The 17,476-nt window shown below is 66.6% G+C and carries 17 protein-coding genes; 11 read left to right on the forward strand and 6 right to left on the reverse strand.

Annotated features, from left to right (window positions below):
- Window positions 1-100: 100 nt before the first annotated feature.
- The 4 genes from SX243_05150 to SX243_05165 all read right to left on the reverse strand — a co-directional run bounded on the left by SX243_05150 (window position 101) and on the right by SX243_05165 (window position 4,674).
- Complete coding sequence (locus tag SX243_05150; GenBank protein MDY7092345.1) at window positions 101-250, reverse strand: lmo0937 family membrane protein; 150 nt, start codon at window positions 248-250, stop codon at window positions 101-103.
- A gap of 176 nt (window positions 251-426) precedes the next feature.
- Complete coding sequence (locus tag SX243_05155; GenBank protein ID MDY7092346.1) at window positions 427-603, reverse strand: YqaE/Pmp3 family membrane protein; 177 nt, start codon at window positions 601-603, stop codon at window positions 427-429.
- 120 nt (window positions 604-723) lie between these two features.
- Window positions 724-2,745, reverse strand: a complete 2,022-nt coding sequence (locus SX243_05160) for a L,D-transpeptidase family protein (GenBank protein ID MDY7092347.1) — start codon at window positions 2,743-2,745, stop codon at window positions 724-726.
- A 267-nt stretch (window positions 2,746-3,012) separates the two neighbouring features.
- Window positions 3,013-4,674 carry an AarF/UbiB family protein gene (locus SX243_05165; protein ID MDY7092348.1) on the reverse strand — a complete coding sequence of 554 codons (1,662 nt, stop codon included), beginning with the start codon at window positions 4,672-4,674 and terminating at the stop codon, window positions 3,013-3,015.
- Window positions 4,675-4,964: 290 nt separating this feature from the next.
- Between SX243_05165 and SX243_05170 the strand changes: the two genes are divergently transcribed.
- The 8 genes from SX243_05170 to SX243_05205 all read left to right on the forward strand — a co-directional run bounded on the left by SX243_05170 (window position 4,965) and on the right by SX243_05205 (window position 13,807).
- Complete coding sequence (locus SX243_05170; GenBank protein MDY7092349.1) at window positions 4,965-6,329, forward strand: sigma-54 dependent transcriptional regulator; 1,365 nt, start codon at window positions 4,965-4,967, stop codon at window positions 6,327-6,329.
- Between the two features lie 106 nt (window positions 6,330-6,435).
- Window positions 6,436-8,013 (forward strand): NfeD family protein, encoded by a 1,578-nt coding sequence (locus SX243_05175; protein MDY7092350.1) that lies wholly within the window; start codon window positions 6,436-6,438, stop codon window positions 8,011-8,013.
- Complete coding sequence (locus SX243_05180) at window positions 8,013-8,579, forward strand: NfeD family protein (protein MDY7092351.1); 567 nt, start codon at window positions 8,013-8,015, stop codon at window positions 8,577-8,579. Before SX243_05175 ends, SX243_05180 begins: the two co-directional genes overlap by 1 nt.
- A gap of 106 nt (window positions 8,580-8,685) precedes the next feature.
- A complete protein-coding gene (floA, locus tag SX243_05185) occupies window positions 8,686-9,684 on the forward strand; it encodes a flotillin-like protein FloA (protein MDY7092352.1) in 999 nt (332 codons plus the stop codon).
- Window positions 9,685-9,687: 3 nt separating this feature from the next.
- Window positions 9,688-10,473 carry a hypothetical protein gene (locus SX243_05190; protein MDY7092353.1) on the forward strand — a complete coding sequence of 262 codons (786 nt, stop codon included), beginning with the start codon at window positions 9,688-9,690 and terminating at the stop codon, window positions 10,471-10,473.
- Between the two features lie 64 nt (window positions 10,474-10,537).
- Window positions 10,538-11,158 carry an HAD family phosphatase gene (locus SX243_05195; GenBank protein MDY7092354.1) on the forward strand — a complete coding sequence of 207 codons (621 nt, stop codon included), beginning with the start codon at window positions 10,538-10,540 and terminating at the stop codon, window positions 11,156-11,158.
- Window positions 11,159-11,305: 147 nt separating this feature from the next.
- Window positions 11,306-12,220: a hypothetical protein gene (locus SX243_05200; protein MDY7092355.1), complete on the forward strand. Its 915-nt coding sequence runs from the start codon at window positions 11,306-11,308 to the stop codon at window positions 12,218-12,220.
- Window positions 12,221-12,382: 162 nt separating this feature from the next.
- Window positions 12,383-13,807, forward strand: a complete 1,425-nt coding sequence (locus tag SX243_05205; GenBank protein MDY7092356.1) for an MATE family efflux transporter — start codon at window positions 12,383-12,385, stop codon at window positions 13,805-13,807.
- Here SX243_05205 and SX243_05210 read toward each other — a convergent pair.
- Both SX243_05210 and SX243_05215 read right to left on the reverse strand, forming a co-directional pair.
- Window positions 13,756-14,226, reverse strand: coding sequence for a lasso peptide biosynthesis B2 protein (locus SX243_05210; protein MDY7092357.1), 471 nt, complete (start codon window positions 14,224-14,226; stop codon window positions 13,756-13,758). The genes SX243_05205 and SX243_05210 overlap by 52 nt on opposite strands.
- Complete coding sequence (locus SX243_05215) at window positions 14,219-14,530, reverse strand: PqqD family protein (protein MDY7092358.1); 312 nt, start codon at window positions 14,528-14,530, stop codon at window positions 14,219-14,221. Before SX243_05215 ends, SX243_05210 begins: the two co-directional genes overlap by 8 nt.
- Before the next feature lie 430 nt (window positions 14,531-14,960).
- Between SX243_05215 and SX243_05220 the strand changes: the two genes are divergently transcribed.
- The 3 genes from SX243_05220 (at window position 14,961) to SX243_05230 (ending at window position 17,466) form a co-directional block, all read left to right on the forward strand.
- Window positions 14,961-15,548: a nuclear transport factor 2 family protein gene (locus tag SX243_05220; GenBank protein MDY7092359.1), complete on the forward strand. Its 588-nt coding sequence runs from the start codon at window positions 14,961-14,963 to the stop codon at window positions 15,546-15,548.
- Between the two features lie 563 nt (window positions 15,549-16,111).
- A complete protein-coding gene (locus SX243_05225; GenBank protein MDY7092360.1) occupies window positions 16,112-16,726 on the forward strand; it encodes a sigma-70 family RNA polymerase sigma factor in 615 nt (204 codons plus the stop codon).
- Window positions 16,720-17,466, forward strand: coding sequence for a hypothetical protein (locus SX243_05230; GenBank protein MDY7092361.1), 747 nt, complete (start codon window positions 16,720-16,722; stop codon window positions 17,464-17,466). Before SX243_05225 ends, SX243_05230 begins: the two co-directional genes overlap by 7 nt.
- Window positions 17,467-17,476 lie beyond the last annotated feature (10 nt).

A 17,476-nucleotide genomic window follows, 5' to 3' on the forward strand; every position in this document is an offset into this window, starting at 1 on the left:
TTTCTCCGAGACATCTTGCTGCGCCGAGTCTTCCGCACAGCAAAACGCCCGGGCTCATCACCCGGGCGTTTTGCTGTCTGGCGAGATTGGGGTCAACGGGTCATAGGACGCGTCTGCCCTGGATCAGCCGAACCAGCAGGACGATGACGGCGACCACCAGCAGGATGTGCAGGATGCCGCCAAAGGTGTAGCCGCCGATGAGGCCGAGGAGCCAGAGGATCAGAAGAATCGCGATGAGAGTCCAAAGCATGAGGTTGTTCCTTTCTTAGTTGTCGGTGCGAGATCCGCCAGCACCCTGAACGGAGGACGGCGGTGCTCATAGACCGAAGATTGGGGTTGTCGAATGTGGTCGAGATCGAGCAGCAGGCCATGCGCGCTGCTATCGAGTCACGCCGGTTTGGAGCACGAGGCTCGAGTCGAGAAAGCTCAGGCCGTGCGCGGAGTCGGCTCTCCGGCGGTCAGCCACAGGGCGTGAATGACGCCGGGGATCCAGCCGATGATGGTCAGCACGATGTTGAGCAGCAGGTGCAGGCCAATGCCGCGGTTCAAGGCGACGGAGAGCGGTGGCAGCAGCACTGCGAGGATGATCTGTACAAGGCTCATGAGGGGTCCTTTCGTTGCAGGGTTCTCGGGTTGTGAGTTGATTGGGTACTTCCATGGAGAAATTCGTCTCGCTACGGCCCAGGTTGCTAAGGCCTAGATTGCTGAGGCTCAGGCGGCTCCTCAGCTCCGGGAGCGATTCGCCGGCGAGCTCTGAGCCACCTGGGCGACGCGGTCGCTTTGGGGCTGTCGCGGGCTCTTCTGGGCGGTTTCGGTTGTCGGGAGCTCCTGATCAGCGGCCAGCCAGACGGGAACGCCGTTCCAGCGCTCCACGGCTCGTCCCAGGTCGCTGTCCATCTCGTAGACGTCGTCGAAGAATTGCACCCGGCCGTCCTCTTCCACCCAGGCGGTCATGTACACCAGCTGGACTGGGATCGGCTCCGGCAGGCTCAGGGTGGCCGGCTCGGTGCCCTTCAGTCGGCTCTCGACGCGTTCCGCCACGTCCTCCGGCAGCAGCACGCGGGCCAGCTCCCGGGGATTCTCCACTCGCACACAGCCGTGGCTTTGAGCTCGGTCCGCCCGCAGGAAGGCCCGCTGGGCGGGAGTGTCGTGGAGGTAGACCGCGTGGGAATTGGGGAAGAGGAATTTGATGCTGCCCAGGGCGTTGGTGGGGCCGGGCTTCTGGCGGAAGCGAATCTGGGTTTCCCCGGCCTCGACCTTGTCCCAGTCGACGGCGTAAGGATCCATGGGCTCGGCGTCGGCACCCCACCCCGAGAGCACCTGGAAGCCCTTCTTCTGCAGGTACTCGGGCTCCTCGCGCAGCTGCGGAATGATCTCGTCGACGGCGATGGATTCGGGGACGTTCCAGGTGGGATTGGTCACCACCAGCTCGATCTGGTCGCGGAAAATGGGCGTCTGCCAGCTGCGCTTGCCCACCACCACGTTCTGCCGGTGGACGATCTCTCCGCCGCGGGTGACCTGCAAGCGGAAGGCCGGAATATTCACCGTCACCGCGGTGCCGGCGGCGTCCTCGTTGAGCCACAGGCTGCGCTGCAGGTTGATGCGTAGCTGCTGAATCCGCTCCTCCACCGGCACGTTGAGGGAGGCCACCGTTTCGTCTCCCAGCTTGCCGTCCACCGCCAGCCCACGGGCTTGCTGATAGGCCTCGATGGCCGTCACCAGGGCTCCTTCGTAGCGTGGCTCGTTGGGCAGGGGGTTGGCGTCGGCGGCAAGGAAGCCTTCTTTCTGTAGCCGGGCGCTGAGCTTGGCCAGCTGCGCCAGGGCGATCTTGTCGCCGGGCTTCCAGGTGTCTTCGATCTTCAGCCCGGTGGACCACCCGCCGGTGGCGGCGATGGTTTCGTAGCGCACCAGAGCGGACGCCAGCAGCTGGAATTGAGGATGGTTGGGAAGGTTCTCTTCCAGGGCGCTGCGGACGCCGTCCTCCGCCGTGGTGCCGTCCTGGGTGCCTTCGGTGACTCCCAGCGACCCCGAGCTACTACCGAGCGCTTTGGTCAGCAGCGTCAGGCCGTCGGGCCCGGGAAGGTCGACCTCCCAGCCATGCTGCCGGGGGTGGACCCCTGGAGCGCCCTGGCGCAGAGCTTCGACGCAGGAGAGGAACGCGGCGGAGAGGTCGCGGTCGAGAGCGGCGACGGCCGCGGCCTCGCCACCCTCGGCGATCATCTTCTGAGCGCGCTCCAGGAGCCTCGCAGGCTGGAGGTCACCGGGCAGCGCAGCGGTGGGGCAGGCCTGGAGCCGTTCCAGAAGAGGCAGCGCGGCGGGCTTCAGCACGCCGCCGAAGAACCAGGCGGTGCGCAGGTCGTTCTGTTGGTAGAAAGTCTGGAGGGAGGAGTGGACCTGGGGGCTCACCGGCGGCTTCGCGGCCAGAGCCTTGCGCAGGGCAGAGCGATTGGTGGAGGCCAGGCGATAGGCACCGGCGATGGGGGTTCCTGGCTGGCTCAGTCCGGCGCGGGAGCTGGCGGCCTTGACGTCGGTGGTCACCGCCACCTGTACTCCCGCCGCCAGAGTGGTGAGGAGCAGTGCGCCGAGCATCACGTAGGACAACAGGGTGTCGCCGACGGGGCTCGGGAGTCTCCAGACTCGCGGAGTCTTCGATCCTCGCGAGGCCTCCAGTGTTTCTTCACCTGGCGCGCTTTGGGCTGCGCTGGGTTCGCCTTGGGCTTCGGTGATGATTTCTTCGTGCTTCAATGGTGTTTCCTCCCTCATCACCCTTACTTAGAGCAAGCGCCGGGCCAGCTCCTGCGCCAGATGGGGGCTTGGCCCGCAACTGACTGAATCAAAGGGCTTTAGGAGGAGCGTTTGAGGGCGTCGGGGACTCTGCGGGGAGAGTGTCGGGAGGCCGGGAGCGAACCAGGTTACAGAGCGGGCTGTAAGTTTTCCTGCGGGTCGGTGGTCGGTGGTCGGTGGTCGGTGGTCGCTGGCCGTGGGCGGTGGGCCTTGGGCAGCGGGAGGGACTCAGTTGCTTTGGATGTCCGAGCGGAAGATATTCCACACCAGCACGCAGCCGCCGATGACGGCGCCGAGGAAGAGGATGATGGCGAAGGCGGGATAGCCGAAGAGCTGGAGGTCCGAGGGCACCTGCATCAACAGCGCCGCACCGAGGATGAGAGCCGCCAGCACCAGACCGGCGGTGATGCGATTGGCGATCTTCTGCAGGCCCGCCAGCAGGCGCTCCTCGTCGAAGGCTTGGACGTCCAGCCGCACTCCTCCCGTTTCCTCGACGGTTTCGAGCACCCGGTCGACGGCGCGGGGAACGCGTTCGAGGGTGTCCCGCAGGCTCATCAGCTTGGAGAAGAGGGCCGACGGGCTCCAGGCCGCATTCATCTGGTCCTGGGCGATGCGCGCCGCTTCCTCTTGGATGGTGCGGTTGGGCTGGAAGTTCGGCGCCAGGAGGATCGCCACCTGGTCCAGGTTGAGCAAGGTCTTGCCCAGGAGCGGAAACTCCCGGGGCAGGCGCAGGCCGTTGCGCGCGGCCACCTGACTGACCTCCATCAGCAGGATGCCCAGCTGCAGCTCTTCGATCTGGTGGTCGGTGAGCCTCTGCACCAGAGCGCTGATCTCCGCGCGCAGGGCATCGACGTCGAGCTCGTCGGTCTCTTCGCCGAGGCGCAGAGCGAGTTGAGTCGTCTGCTCGCCGTCCCCTTCGCTGATGGAGAGCATCAGCTGGAGCAGCAGCTCGCGCATCCGCTGCCCGAGCTCCAACACCATGCCGAGGTCGAGGAGCGCGATGCGGTGGTCCGCGGTGAGCAGGAGATTTCCGGGATGGGGATCAACGTGCACGAAGCCCTGCACCAGGACCTGCTCCAGATACCCCCGGAAGAGCTGCTCCGCGAGCTCCTCGCCGTCGAGGTCGATGAGCACCACGGGGTTGACGTCGGTGACCTTGGTGCCATGGATCAGCTCCATGGTCAGGAGCTTCGAGGTGCTGAGGCCGGTGATCGGGCGGGGGACCACCAGCCGCGGATACTCGGCCAGGGTGTCGTCCATGCGCAGCAGGTTCTCCGCCTCGCGCTGGAAGTCGAGCTCCTGCAGCAGAGTGCGGGTGAGGTCGCCGACCACTTCTTCGAGGTCGAAGGTCTTGCAGCGGGCGGCAAAGAGCTCCGCCGCCGACTCCAATACCTGGATGTCGTCGACCACCCGCTTGCGCAGGCCCGGGCGCTGGACTTTGAGGGCGACTCGGGTTCCGTCTCGCAGCACCGCCCGATGCACCTGGGCCAGGGAGGCGGAGGCCATGGGCTCTTCTTCGATGGTGCGGAAGATCTTCGAGGGCCGAGCTCCCAGCTCCTCCTGCAGGATTTCCCGAATCTCGTCGAAGGGGACTGGGTCGACGCCGTCCTGGAGCCGTGCCAGGGCTTTCAGATAGTCCGGCGGGATGAGGTCCGGTCGGGTGGAGAGGAGCTGGCCCAGCTTGACGAACGTCGGCCCCAGCTCCTCGAGCTCATCCGCCAGCTCTTCCGGCTTGCCCGCTTCGTCCCCGTGCTCCGCGGCTTGGCCCGAGAGCTCCGGAGGAAACTCCATGGGTGGCTCCATTTGATCGAAGAGGCCGTTGCGGCCGTGCTTCCAGAGGATCCAGGCGATGCGGATGAACTTGGGTAGATGCATGGGGTGTGCGGTCATTCTCGACGTTCCTTTCTTGCGGCCCTTTCTTGCGGCCCTTTCTATGGCGAGGCCTTGCTGCGTCCGTAGACCTTGCTGCGGACTCTCCAGGCGGAAGTTGCAAGCTCCCTGCCGGCGGGATCCTCGGCTCTGGCGCAGGGAATACGAGGTCGTCACCGCTGGGCAGCGGCGCTGAAACGCCGCCGGACCCCCGAGAGCGTGAAAAGTCTTCCGCCGGCGGGGACAAAACTTCCACGCCGAGCATCCGCCCGGGTGCACAAAACGCCGGAAGAGGCTAAGATCCCCGGCGTATGAACGCCGCCGCTTCTCCCAAGCTCACCGCTCTCTTGGTGGAGGACGACAAGGACGCCCTGGAGGCCCTTGCCGCCCTCGTTTCCATGGAGGGCTTCCGGACCGTCATGGTCCCCAACCTCGAGGCCGCGCGCAAACACATCGCCAAGGATCCTCCGGACCTGGTGTTGCTGGACGTCATGCTGCCCGATGGCCAGGGTTTCGACCTGCTCGAAGAGATCGCCGAGGAAGGCCGGGCGGAGGTGATCATGATCACCGGCCAGGCGTCGGTGGAGACCGCGGTGCAGGCGTTGCGCCTAGGGGCCTACGACTACCTCACCAAGCCCGTCGACGTGGCGCGGCTCAAGACCCTGCTGGCGCGGCTCCAATCCACCCGCGAGCTGAAGAAAGAGGTGGTGAACCTGCGCACGGAGCTGCGGGAGCTGGGACGCTTCGGCTCCATGGTGGGCATGTCCCAGGCCATGCAGCGGGTCTACGATCTGCTGGAGAAGGTGGCGCCTACCGACGCCACGGTCTTCCTGGTGGGGGAAAGCGGCACCGGCAAAGAGATCGCCGCCCAGACCGTCCACAGCCTGAGTCGCCGGCGGGATGCCAACTTCCTCGCCCTCAACTGCGGCGCCATCTCCGAGACCCTCATCGAGAGCGAGCTCTTCGGCCACGAGCGCGGCGCCTTCACCGGGGCCAACAAGCGTCATGAGGGCCACTTCGAGCGCTGCTCCGGCGGCACCATCTTCCTCGACGAAATCACCGAGATGCCCATGGAGGCACAGGTCAAGCTGCTGCGGGTGCTGGAGTCGGGCAAGGTGCTGCGGGTCGGCGGAAACAAAGAGATCGAGGTCGACGTGCGGGTCCTCGCCGCCACCAACCGCGATCCCCAGGAAGCGGTGGAAGAGGGCCGCCTGCGCAAGGATCTGCTCTACCGCCTGAAGGTCTTCCCCCTCGAGCTGCCGCCGCTGCGCGATCGGGACGGGGATGTAGAGGCTCTGAGCCAGCATTTCCTCGCCGGCTTGGCGAAACGCCACGGCGAGTCCAAGGTCCTTTCGCCGGAGGCTCTGGAGCGCCTCAAAGCCTGGCATTGGCCGGGCAACGTGCGCGAGCTGCGGAACATCTTGGAGCGCGCCTACATCCTCGCCGACTCGGTGATTTCCCCCGACGATCTGCCCGGCGAGATCACCGGCGCCGAGGAAGCCCGGGGGCCTTCGGTGCACGTGCGGGTGGGAGCCTCCCTGGACGAGGTGGAGAAGCGGGTGATCCTCGCCACCCTCGATCAGCTGGAAGGCGATAAGAAATCCGCCGCCGAGATGTTGGGCATCAGCCTCAAGACTCTCTACAACCGTCTCAAGGTTTACGAAGGCCGGGACTGACGCCCCTCCGTCGTCGGACGCCGCCTCGCCGCGAAGCCCCGTGGGCCGCTCCCGAGGGAGCTGGATACGCCGCCAGCCGCGGGCTTCGGCGGTGTATGATGAAGAGGTGAACGTCCGAATCCGCCCGCTCTCCCGACAGTCTGCCGTCGCTCGCCCTGCCGCCTTGCGCCGCCTGGCCGCCTGGCTGCTGGTCCTGCTCTTCGCCGCCTGGTGGACCGGTCTGGGCTCTCCCGCCGTCTCGGGGCAGGAGCCGGATGCCGAGCCTGCGCCGGCAGCTGCCGCCTCTGAAGATGTCTCGGTGGAATCCGCCGACGGTGAGGCCGAGCCCTCGGAGGAGCCCGGCCCTGCGGAAACCTCCGACGCCGAGCGCGAGCCCCGAGCGCTGGCGGGCACCATCGACAGCGAGATCGGCTTGGTCTCCAGCGCCTATCTGAGCCGGCTGCTGTCGGCGGCGGCGGAGCGCGACTCGCCGGCGGTGGTCATCGAGCTCAACACCTTCGGCGGCCGCGTGGATGCGGCGGTGGCCATGCGCGATCAGATCCTCGACGCCGAGATCCCGGTCTTTGTGTGGATCAACAAGCGCGCCATCAGCGCCGGTGCCCTGATCTCCCTGGCCTGCGACAAGATCGCCATCAACTCCGGCGGCACCATCGGTGCGGCGACGCCGGTGATGTCCGCCCCCGGTGGCCAGGGCACTCCCCAGCCGGTGGAGGAGAAATACCTTTCCTACTTCCGCCAGGAGATGCGGGTGACGGCGGAGGCCACGGGGCGCAACGGCGACATCGCCGAGGCCATGGTGGACGCCTCGGTGGAAGTGCCGGGGATCAGCGAGGAGGGCAAGCTCCTCACCCTCACCACCAAGACCGCCCTGGAGACCGGCATCGCCGACCTGCAGGCTTCGAGCCTCTCCCAGATGCTCGAAGAGCTGGGCTACTCCCCCGACTACGAGACCCTGGACCGCACCTGGTCGGAGCAGCTGGTGGGCTTTCTCACCAGCCCCACCATCGCCGGACTGCTCTTCCTGGGGATGATGATCTTCGGCTACATGGAGCTCCAGACTCCCGGCTTCGGCGTCTTTGGCAGTGTCGCCCTGGCCTGCTTCCTGACCCTTTACTTCAGCCATTACCTGGTCAACCTGGCGGGCTGGGAGGAGCTCACCCTCTTCGTCATCGGGTCGATCCTGGTGCTCTTGGAGATCTTCGTCATCCCCGGCTTCGGCATCGCCGGCATCACCGGCATCGTGGCCATCTTCGCTTCCGGGGTGATGCTCTTCATGGCCGGGGATTGGGGCGACATCTCCATCACCAACCCCTTCACCCTCGACGCCGTGTTCCGGGTCTTCCTCTCCACCTTCTTGGGACTGGTGATGATCCTGGTGATGATTCGCTTCCTACCCGACGTCGGGGCCAGCAGCGGCCGCCGTGCCGCCCTCTTCCTGGGCACGACGCTCGGCGGGGACGAGGGCTACACTTCCCACGACGATCCCGAACACCCCCTGGACGGCGCCGAAGGGGTCGCCTTGACGCCGTTGCGTCCCAGCGGCCGGGCGCGGCTGGCGGGGGAACGGGTGACGGTGGAGACGGAGGGTGAGTACGTGGCCAAGGGAGCACCGGTGCGAGTGGTGAAGGTGACCTCCGGCCGGGTGGTGGTACGACTCGTTGAAGAATCCGTGGAGGAAGAGTGATGCCGGCGGCACCGGACGGCCTCATCGCCCTCATCATCGTCCTCGCCGTGGGCTACTTGCTGCTGCTGGCGGAGCTCTTCGTTCCCGGCGGCGTGCTCGGCCTGGTGGGCTTCGTGGTGGTGCTCTACGCCTGCTACCTGGCCTTCGACATGGGACCGCTGTGGGGCACCGCGGTGGTGTTGCTGAGCATGGGGGTCACCGCCGCCGGCGTGCATTTCTTCTTCCGATCCCGCACCGGCCGGGCGCTGGTCCTGGACAGTCCGGACCCTCCCAGCTGGCGCTCTCAGGAAGAGGATCTCAGCGATTTGATCGGCCGCCGGGGCCAGACCGTCACCGATTTGCGGCCTTCGGGAACCATGGAGTTGGAGGGTCGCCGCCTCGACGTGGTGGCGGATGGCGAATTCCTCGACGCCGGGACCGCCGTGGAGGTGGTAGAGGTCGAGGGCGGTCGGGTGGTGGTGGAGTCGGTGGCCGAGGTCGAGGCGGCGGACCCTGAGATCCCCACCGATCCGCCGGCCCGGCATGGCGCCGAAGAGCTCGCGGCGGGGCGAGAGGCGAAACCATAACTCATCCCGAGCCACCCCAGAACGCCGTAGTCGGCGGGGGGCGGTGCTCGGTTAGATCTTGTCGCGGCATCGGGCCGCGGCATCGAGAACCAGGAGACGACCGACCATGACACAGCTGCTGACGATTTTCCTCTTGGGCCTGGCGATCTTCGCCTTCATCGTCCTCTTTCTCTTCTTCATCCCCGTGCCCCTGTGGCTGGCGGCGTGGTTCAGCGGCGCCAAGGTGGGGCTGGTCAACCTCATCGGCATGCGCATCCGCCGGGTGCCGCCGAAGGTGGTGGTGGAGCCGCGCATCAGCGCCATCAAGGCCGGTCTGGCGGTGGACATCTCGGCCCTTGAATCCCACTACCTGGCCGGCGGCAATGTCTACAACGTGATCAACGCCTTGATCAGCGCCGACAAGGCGGGCATCAAGCTCTCCTTCCAGCGCGCGGCGGCCATCGACCTGGCGGGCCGCGACGTTCTCGAAGCGGTGAAGATGAGCGTCAACCCCAAGGTCATCACCACCCCGGTGGTTTCCGCGGTGGCCAAGGACGGTATCCAGCTCAAGGCCATCAGCCGGGTGACGGTGCGGGCGAATATCGATCGCCTGGTGGGCGGCGCCGGTGAGGAGACCATCATCGCCCGTGTCGGCGAGGGCATCGTCACCACCATCGGTTCCGCAGAAACTTACGAGCAAGTGCTGGAGAACCCCGATTCCATCTCCCGCCGAGTGTTGGAGAAGGGGCTGGACTCGGGCACCGCCTTCGAGATTCTGTCCATCGACATCGCCGACGTGGACGTCGGCGCCAACGTTGGCGCGGCGCTGCAGATCGACCAGGCGGAGGCGGACAAGAAGGTCGCCCAGGCGAGGGCCGAGTCCCGCCGTGCCATGGCGGTGGCGGAAGAGCAGGAGATGCGCGCTCGTACCCAGGAGATGCGTGCCAAGCTCACCGAGGCTGAGGCGGAGGTTCCCAAGGCCATTTCCGACGCCTTCCGCAGTGGCAACCTCGGAGTGATGGACTACTACCGCATGCGCAACATCATGGCCGACACCGATATGCGCGACTCCATCTCGAACCAGGGCGACAAGCCGGGCTCGAAGAAGGATGACGGCGAGAGCTGATCGATGCCGGGAGATGCCTTAGAAGTCATCGCCACGCTGGTGATCGTCATCGCCTGGGCGCTACGGGCGATCCTCTCGCCGCTGGCCAAGCGGCAGGAGGAGAAGCGCCAGCAGCAGGCCGAAGGCCAGCACCAGCCAGCCCAGCACCAGCGAGCCCAGCGTCAGACGACTCAGGGCCAAGGTGCTCGGCGCCAGCAGGGTCCTCAGCGTCATCAGGGCTCCTATCCGGCGAGGTCTGCTGAGCCTCAGCGGGCTCGCCCTCAGCCCCAGGCGCGCCCCAAGCCGGCGCCGGCCACCATCGAGGCCGGCAAGCCGATCCAGCCGGCACCGCCGCCCCAGCCGTCCACCTCGTCGCGGGAGAAAGCGCCGGAGCGGCCGCTGCCGGCCCACGAAGGTACCCGCTCCCTCACCGCCGAGCTGCTGCGGGAGCTGGGCATGGAGATCGAGAAACCCTCGACCGGGGCTGGTGGGACCCGAGACACCCAGGGCGTGCCCGGGGAGCAGCTGATCTCCGGCTCCGGAGACCTGGAAGTGGTCGAGCTCGCCGCACCACCGCCGCTGATCGGCGAGGAGCCGTCCGCTGGCGACATCCAGGCGCCGCGGCTGGAGGTCTTGACCCCGGGGGCCGGCCCCAAGGGTTCCACCGTCAGCCTGGCGCAGGAGATCCGGCGGCAGCTCTACGGCGGCCCCCGCTCCCTCGGTCAAGCAGTGCTGCTGGCGGAGATCCTGGGCCAGGCCCCGGGCCTGCGTCCGCCGGGGGTCCAGTCTCCGGGGGAGAATTCGCCTTGACCCCCCAGCCCGTCCGCGGGGGCCGACCTGTCCGCAGGAATCAGCCCGGCCGCGCGCATCGGTGGTGAGCTCGCCCGAGCCGAGGCCGGTGCTGCTCTTGGACGTCATGGACACCTTGGTCCACGACCCCTATCACCGCGAGCAGCCGGCCTTCTTCGGTCTCGCCCTGGATCAGCTGCAGGCGCTCAAACATCCCACAGCCTGGATCGACTTCGAGCTCGGCCGGATCACCGAGGAAGAATTCCTGCGCCGTTTCTTCCGCGACGGCCGGCCCTTCGATCACCTGGCCTTCCGGCAACACGTGGCTGCCTCCTACCGCTGGATCGATGGCATGGAGGAGCTGCTGGCGGAGCTCGTCGCAGAAGGCTTCGAGGCCCACGCCCTGTCCAACTACCCCGTCTGGTATCGCCTCATCGAAGAGAAGTTGCGGTTGTCACGCTACCTCGCCTGGAGCTTCGTCTCCTGCCGTACCGGGGTGCGCAAGCCCGAGCCGGCGTCCTATTTAGGGGCCGCCCGGAGCCTGGGGCTTTATCCCTCTCAATGTCTGGTGGTGGATGATCGGCCGGCCAATGTGGCGGGCGCCCGTCAGTCGGGGATGGCGGCGATCCTCTTCGAAGGGGCGGATGCCTTGCGGCAGGAGCTCGATCGTCGGGGGATCCTGACCGCACTGCAGACAAAGTCTTGATTTCGGCGAGATCAAAGATCGGACATGCCTCTAGACAAGTCCTTATGCCTCTTGGTACTGTGTCGTGACCGTTTGGAAGATTAAATAAACCGTGGGCGTGGGTGGGGGAGTTGAGCCAAGGGCTCGAAAATTCGAGGAGAAGGAACCATGAAGCGAGGCTATTTACTGACTACTTTGATGGCATTGGCTGTCTCCGCCACTCTCATCGCGCAGCCGGCTGAGGTCAAGGATCCCACTCCGCCGTCCGGCGACACGGTGGGCTCGCCTGCCGAGGCCACCGGCGGTCCGGACGCCTTCGGCTACACCTACGCTGACTCCGCCGAGCCGAACTGCACCTACCAGTTCGTCGACATCTCGGCCACGGGTATCTTCCTCTTCGATGGGGATGACTCCTCCTCCGGTCCGGTAGCGCTCTCCGAGCCCATCGACATCTACGGCACCAGCTTCAGCGACATCGTCATGGCCTCCAACGGCTACATGTCCACCGACCTCACGGACACCGGCCCGGACCTGTCCAACGACTGCCCTGTGCCGGCGGCGCCCAGCACCGGTGGCGGCGCTCGCCTCTACCCGCTGCATGACGACCTGGACCTGGAAGCCGGCATTGGCAGCGGCGTGGCGGAATACTTCGCCGAGTGCCCCCGCGTGAACGATCGTTGCCCCATCGAGAGCTGCACCGTCTTCCAGTGGGATGACGTGGCCCACTTCCCCGGCGGCGCCGCCGAGCCCACCTGGGACATGGAGGTCATCCTCTACCACAAGACCAACGACATCGTGTACCAGGTCGGCGCTGGCAACCCGGAGACCGGCTCCGGTTCCACCACCGGCATCCAGGACTTCCCGCCGCCGACCACCGGTCTGAACTACGCCTGCGACACCGGCGGCTCGGTGCCCGACGACACCGGCATCTGCATCCTGCACCCGAACCCGGTGCCGGAGGACTGCTTCCCCATCATTCCGTCGCCGGTGGAAGTGCCCACCGCCAACAACTTCGGTCTGCTGGCCCTCTTCCTGGGCCTCGCGGCTGCGGCCATCTTCCTGCTGCGCCGCCGCCTCGCCTGACCAAGGATTCCTGACTCAAGACGCGAACCGCGTCTCTCCAAAGGGCACACCTGCTGAGGGTGTGCCCGTTTTTTTTGCTCGTAGAAGTGGTGCGGTGTGGGCCGAGACCATAAGATGGTCGGCCTGCCCGTGGGAAACGACTCGCTGGCGGAGACGATCCTCATGAGCCCTTCGCCCCCCACCACCGCCTCGCCGCTGCGGCGGGAGATCCGCGCCCTCAGCCGACTGGCGACGCCGGTGGTCTTGGGGCAGCTGGCAGGCATGAGCCTGTGGGTGGTGGATCTGTTGATGGTGGGGAGGGTCGGGGTGGAGGCCCTGGGAGCGGTCTCCCTCGGCCGCACCTGGGTGATCTGCACTCTGATCATCGGCATGGGCCTGGTACTGGGCATGGATCCGGTGACCAGCCAGGCCCACGGCGCCCGGGATCGTCGCCGGGTCGGCCTGTCCCTGCAATGGGGGCTGGTGGTGGCGGTGGGAGCGAGCATTCCCGTCGCTCTGCTGTGGCTGATGACCGAGCCGTTGTTGCTCCTCACCGGTCAGGATCCGGAGCTTTCGCGGCTGGCTCACCGCTACCTGCTGGTGCAGATTCCTTCCGTCCCCTTCGCCCTCTGCTACATGGCCCTACGGCAATGGCTCCAGGGCCGGGGGCTGGTACGTCCGGCGATGTGGATCGCCCTCAGCGCCAATGTTCTCAATGTTCTGGCCAACTATCTGTTGATCTATGGCAAGTGGGGCTTCCCGGAGCTGGGAGTGGTGGGCGCTGGAATTTCCACCACCATCACCCAGATCTCCATGTTTCTGGGATTGGCCTGGCTGGTGGTGCGTCGGCGGCTGCATCGCGCCGGCTGGTCGGGCTGGAGCCGGGAAGCCTTCGATCTGGCGGGGATCCGTCAGGTGCTGGGGTTCGGTTGGCCGGTGGCGACCCAGTTGGGGTTGGAGCTGTGGGCGTTCTCCAGCACCACCCTGCTGGCCGGTCTGGTGGGAGAAGTGGAGCTGGCCAGCCACTCGGTGGTGTTCAATATCGCCTCGGTGTCCTTCATGGTGCCCCTGGGCATCGGCATCGCCTCGGTGACCCGGGTGGGCAACCAGTTGGGTGCGGGCAGGCCCGAGGGGGCGCGGCGGTCCGCCTTCGTGGCCCTGGGCATGGGCGGCGGCGTGATGCTGGTCTTCGCCTTGCTCTTCGTGGTGGGGCGCCACCAGCTGCCGCGGCTGTACAGCGACGACCTGGGGGTGATCGCCCTCACCGCTTCCATCCTGCCCATCGCCGCCGCCTTCCAGCTCTTCGACGGGCTCCAGGTGGTGGGCAGCGGGATCCTGCGCGGTGCCGGTCAGCCACGGCCGGCGGCGGTCTTCAACTTCATCGGCTATTACGTCGTGGCCTTGCCCTTGGCCGCCTGGTGGATCCTCGGCGCCGACGGCGGCATCGGCGGCCTGTGGTGGTGCATGTGCATCGGGCTGGCGCTGGTGGCGGCCCTGCTGGTGTATTGGGTGTGGAGCCGTGGTCCGGGCTCCGGCCGGGGAGTGCCGGTGGTGGCTCAGGTCAGAGGCGCTTCGAAGGGAGCGAACTCCTCCGCCACCGTCGGTTGATCGTTGACCGCCCGGCCCTGGTGCTCGATCCAAGCGTGGGCGGCGAGCTCTCCATCCTCCCGCCGCACTCCGATGCGCAGTTGACAGTCGAGGCCGGCGCGGCGAAGCGTCCACCACAGCAGCAGGGAGCGGTGTAGGCAGGTGTAATGGCCAGGAAGATAGCGGGCGCCTCGCTCTACCGCTCGCCGGTGGGCGCTCACGAGCTCTGCGCTGGGTCCGGCTTGGGCACCGTCCTGGGCCGGGCGGGACCAGCGCCCCAACAGCGCGGTGAGGCGCCGGTAGCCGAGGACCCGCAGTCCCAGGCGGCAGCAGGGCAGCAAGATCAGTGAGCGCAGAAAAAGCCAGCGATCCCGGGCCGGGGAGCGAAAGAAGAGCCCCAAAGCCTTGCTCGGCGCATGGCGCGGTGCGGGATCAGCCACCGCTGGATTCCTCCGTGGCTCGAGCCGCTTCCGCCGGTGCTTCGACGGTGATCAGCCCCGCCTCCGTCAGCCGCTGGAGAAACTGCTGCAGATCGTGCTCCAGGGTCTTTCGGTCGGCATCGAACTCCTCCTCCAGGGCATTCAACACCGCGTGAGGCTCGCCGTGCTGGTCCAGCAGCTGCCAGATACGGGTGCCGACGGCGTCGAGCCCGAAGTACCGCTGGCTGTCCAGATCCAGCAGCACCGCCTCCCCCTGCAGCTCGCGGCAGAGGACTTCGGAGGAAATGTGGATGGTGCGGCTCATGATCATTCTCTCGGCCGCCTCAGCCTAGCAGACCGCGGGCTGCTAGCACCCCCGCCGGCGGGGTCCCGGCGCGAGCTCTACGCTGGTCACCGCTGGCCTTCGGTAGCTGGACCTCGTATATTTGAGCGAAAGGCCAATTGGAGGCCCAGTCAGCGAGATGACAAGAAGGGGGTTTCATGAACATCATCATTCAGCATTGCGTTTCTTGAGGTTACCGGCCCCGGGCGGCGAGTCTCGCCGCCATCATTCAGAAAGAGTTGGGAGAACCGGTGACCCTGGAACCGGGGAAACCCGGACAGTTCGAAGTCCTTGCCGATGGTCAGGTCATCGCAGAAAAGCAGTCCCGAGGCCTCTTGAGCTTTCTCGGCGGCGGCTGGCCCGATCCCCGGGAGGTCGTGGCGGAGCTGCGTCGGTTGCAAGCTCGGTCTTCATGAGCTCTTCCCGGTCCGCCCGAGCTTGGGGGGTGGCGGTGGCGGCCTGGATGCTGCTGGTCGCCGCTTGCGGCTCGGCCAATCCACGAGGAGAAGCGCGTTTGGAGACGTATCGTAACGCCCTGCAACAAAGCGCCGAAAGGGCCTCGGAGAGTCTTACCCTGGCACAGGCCCGGGAGCGCTTCGTCGCCCTCTACGGTCAATTCACCCCCGAGGCTCTTCGGGAGAACGTTCCCAGCACCTTTGCGCCGGACGCCTACCTCAACGATCAGATCCGCGAGCTGCAAGGGGTCGAAGCCATCGAAGAGTACCTGGTGGAGACTTCCGAGAAGTTCGGAGAAGGCGACTTCGCCGTCGAGCACGCCGCTCGCGAGGGAACAGAATTCTATTTCCGCTGGACCATGTCCTTCACCCTCGGCGAGAGCTCGAACAAGCCCCCACTGGTGGCGCCGGGGGTTTCCCATGTTCGTTTCGACGACCAGGGCCGGATCCTCTTCCAACGCGACTATTGGGACACTACCTCCACGGTTTACGAGCGCATCCCGGTGCTCGGTGGCATGATCCGTTTGGTCAAGAAGCGGCTCTGAGGGCTTCCCCGGAGTCGGCAAGAAGCCGAAGCTCCCGGGGTTCGTGGGTATAAGTACCGTCTTGTCACGGATGAGACACCCTGACCTGAAGCTTCTCAGAGGGGTAGACATCCAGCAGCTCGGAAGCAGACAGCTCCGTCTGGTGAGAGAATTTAGCGGCTGATGCTTCTTTAGAGCCAAGCCCTCACCCCCTCCGGTCCCCCTCTCCCAGCCGCCCACCCAAACCTGCCGGTAGAGGGGGAAGCTCGAAGCTCATCGCCAGACCAAGATTGGGCGCCGGAATCCAGCGGGACGGGTGGGGGCGCCCCTCTACCGGTTGGGGGTTTGGGGGACTGGGAGAGGGGACGGGGGTGAGGGGTTCTTCCAGCTGCTCGTATCGAACGCTGCCCAAGTCTCAGCCCGTTCGATCCGCCGGCTCACAGGCGGCGCCGGATTAGCGTGGGGTTTGAGCCCTTCGTGGGAGCCTGGATTCTCGAACCTTCAGATCTCTGGTCAGAAAAACCTGGCCCCGGCGGAGAACATTTTTCGCGGCGTTGTCGTCTTGCCTAGTGTAAGGACGATTCATGACGCCGTGGAAACCTCAATCCGACCGCTCCCTGGCCCACCGCGCCGCCGCCGGCGATGCCGATGCCTGGGATGAGCTGATCCGCCGCTACGGTGGCCGCATCTACAACATCGCCCGCCAATTCGCCCGCACACAGGCGGAGGCGGAAGATCTCACTCAGGACATTTTCCTCAAGCTCTACCGCAACCTGCACCGCTACCGCGGCGACGTGCCGCTGGTGGCGTGGTCGCTGCGTCTGTCGCGCAATCTGTGCATCGAGCATTACCGCCGGCAGCGGGCGGAGCGGCGGGCCCAGCGGTTGCCCGCGGAGGCCCTCGACCAGGTGCCTTCCGGGGACGATCCCCAGGCCGCGGCGCAGCGCCGGCAGCGGTTGCACACGGTGCAACAGGCGATGGCGGAGATGTCCCACGACCTGGCTCTGGTGGTAGCGCTACGGGACCTCCAGGGGCTGAGCTACGAGGAGGCCGCCTCGGCGCTGGAGCTGCCCATGGGCACCTTCAAGTCCCGCCTGGTGCGCGCCCGCCGGGAGCTGGCGGAACGGGTCGCCGAGATGATCCGGCCGCCGGCGCCGGAGGGCGACGACGAAGCCTGGGCGGAGGTTGGATCATGTTGAAACGCTGGTGGCCCGCCAAAGCCCCCTCTCGCCCCCGACAGCCGCTGCCCGAGGCCTTGCGCCGACGGTTGCAGCAGATCCCGAGCCAGGAAGTGCTGTGCCGCGATTTCGATCGCCTGTGGCCGGATTATTTGCCTTCCGTGCGTCCCTCGGCGCTGACTGAACTCCCCAAGACTGAGCCTCCAGAGCCTGGGCCCCCAGAGCTCGACGAGTCTCTCCGCCGGGGCCTGGAGCGGCATCTGAGCTCTTGCCCTCGCTGTCGAGCTTTGAGCGAAGTCTTCGCCCCCGTTTTGGCGACGGCTCCGGAGCCCCTGCCGCCGCGGCTCGCCGCCTCTCTGCGCTCGCTGCCTCGTCGCCGGCGCCCGCTGCCGTTCTATCTCGGCGATGCTCGCTACGCCGCTGCCGCCAGCTGGTTGCTGGCGCTGGCGCTGGTTCTGCTCCTGGGTGGCCCGGCGGCTATCGCGGAGCGCACCCCGGAGGTATTCGAGCGACCGGTTCGCCGAGCGGCGGCGGAGCTGGGGGAGTTGGGCCAGCAGGGACAGAGCTTCTTGGGACGCCTGGAAGGCCAGGCCCGGAGCTACGGCGAGAACCTGAACCAGGAGTGGCGCAAGGTCGGCGACGGCCTCCAGCGCTGGTCGGAAAAGTCCTGGAAGACGCCCGGTGCTCAGCCTGCCCCCGATGGCGGCGCTTCGCTCGATACCGATCCCGACGGCGAGGCCCCGGATTCCCAGGAGCCCTGATTCGACCGTC

This window comes from Acidobacteriota bacterium, from assembly GCA_034211275.1.
Classification (GTDB): domain Bacteria; phylum Acidobacteriota; class Thermoanaerobaculia; order Multivoradales; family JAHZIX01; genus JAGQSE01.

What these genes read in the sequence shown, in the direction of transcription:
- SX243_05150 (MDY7092345.1), bottom strand. Translation starts at nt 250, where the DNA reads ATGCTTTGGACTCTCATCGCGATTCTTCTGATCCTCTGGCTCCTCGGC.
- SX243_05155 (MDY7092346.1), bottom strand. Translation starts at nt 603, where the DNA reads ATGAGCCTTGTACAGATCATCCTCGCAGTGCTGCTGCCACCGCTCTCC.
- SX243_05165 (MDY7092348.1), bottom strand. Translation starts at nt 4,674, where the DNA reads ATGACCGCACACCCCATGCATCTACCCAAGTTCATCCGCATCGCCTGG.
- SX243_05170 (MDY7092349.1), top strand. Translation starts at nt 4,965, where the DNA reads ATGAACGCCGCCGCTTCTCCCAAGCTCACCGCTCTCTTGGTGGAGGAC.
- SX243_05180 (MDY7092351.1), top strand. Translation starts at nt 8,013, where the DNA reads ATGCCGGCGGCACCGGACGGCCTCATCGCCCTCATCATCGTCCTCGCC.
- floA (MDY7092352.1), top strand. Translation starts at nt 8,686, where the DNA reads ATGACACAGCTGCTGACGATTTTCCTCTTGGGCCTGGCGATCTTCGCC.
- SX243_05190 (MDY7092353.1), top strand. Translation starts at nt 9,688, where the DNA reads ATGCCGGGAGATGCCTTAGAAGTCATCGCCACGCTGGTGATCGTCATC.
- SX243_05200 (MDY7092355.1), top strand. Translation starts at nt 11,306, where the DNA reads ATGAAGCGAGGCTATTTACTGACTACTTTGATGGCATTGGCTGTCTCC.
- SX243_05205 (MDY7092356.1), top strand. Translation starts at nt 12,383, where the DNA reads ATGAGCCCTTCGCCCCCCACCACCGCCTCGCCGCTGCGGCGGGAGATC.
- SX243_05215 (MDY7092358.1), bottom strand. Translation starts at nt 14,530, where the DNA reads ATGAGCCGCACCATCCACATTTCCTCCGAAGTCCTCTGCCGCGAGCTG.
- SX243_05220 (MDY7092359.1), top strand. Translation starts at nt 14,961, where the DNA reads ATGAGCTCTTCCCGGTCCGCCCGAGCTTGGGGGGTGGCGGTGGCGGCC.
- SX243_05225 (MDY7092360.1), top strand. Translation starts at nt 16,112, where the DNA reads ATGACGCCGTGGAAACCTCAATCCGACCGCTCCCTGGCCCACCGCGCC.
- SX243_05230 (MDY7092361.1), top strand. Translation starts at nt 16,720, where the DNA reads ATGTTGAAACGCTGGTGGCCCGCCAAAGCCCCCTCTCGCCCCCGACAG.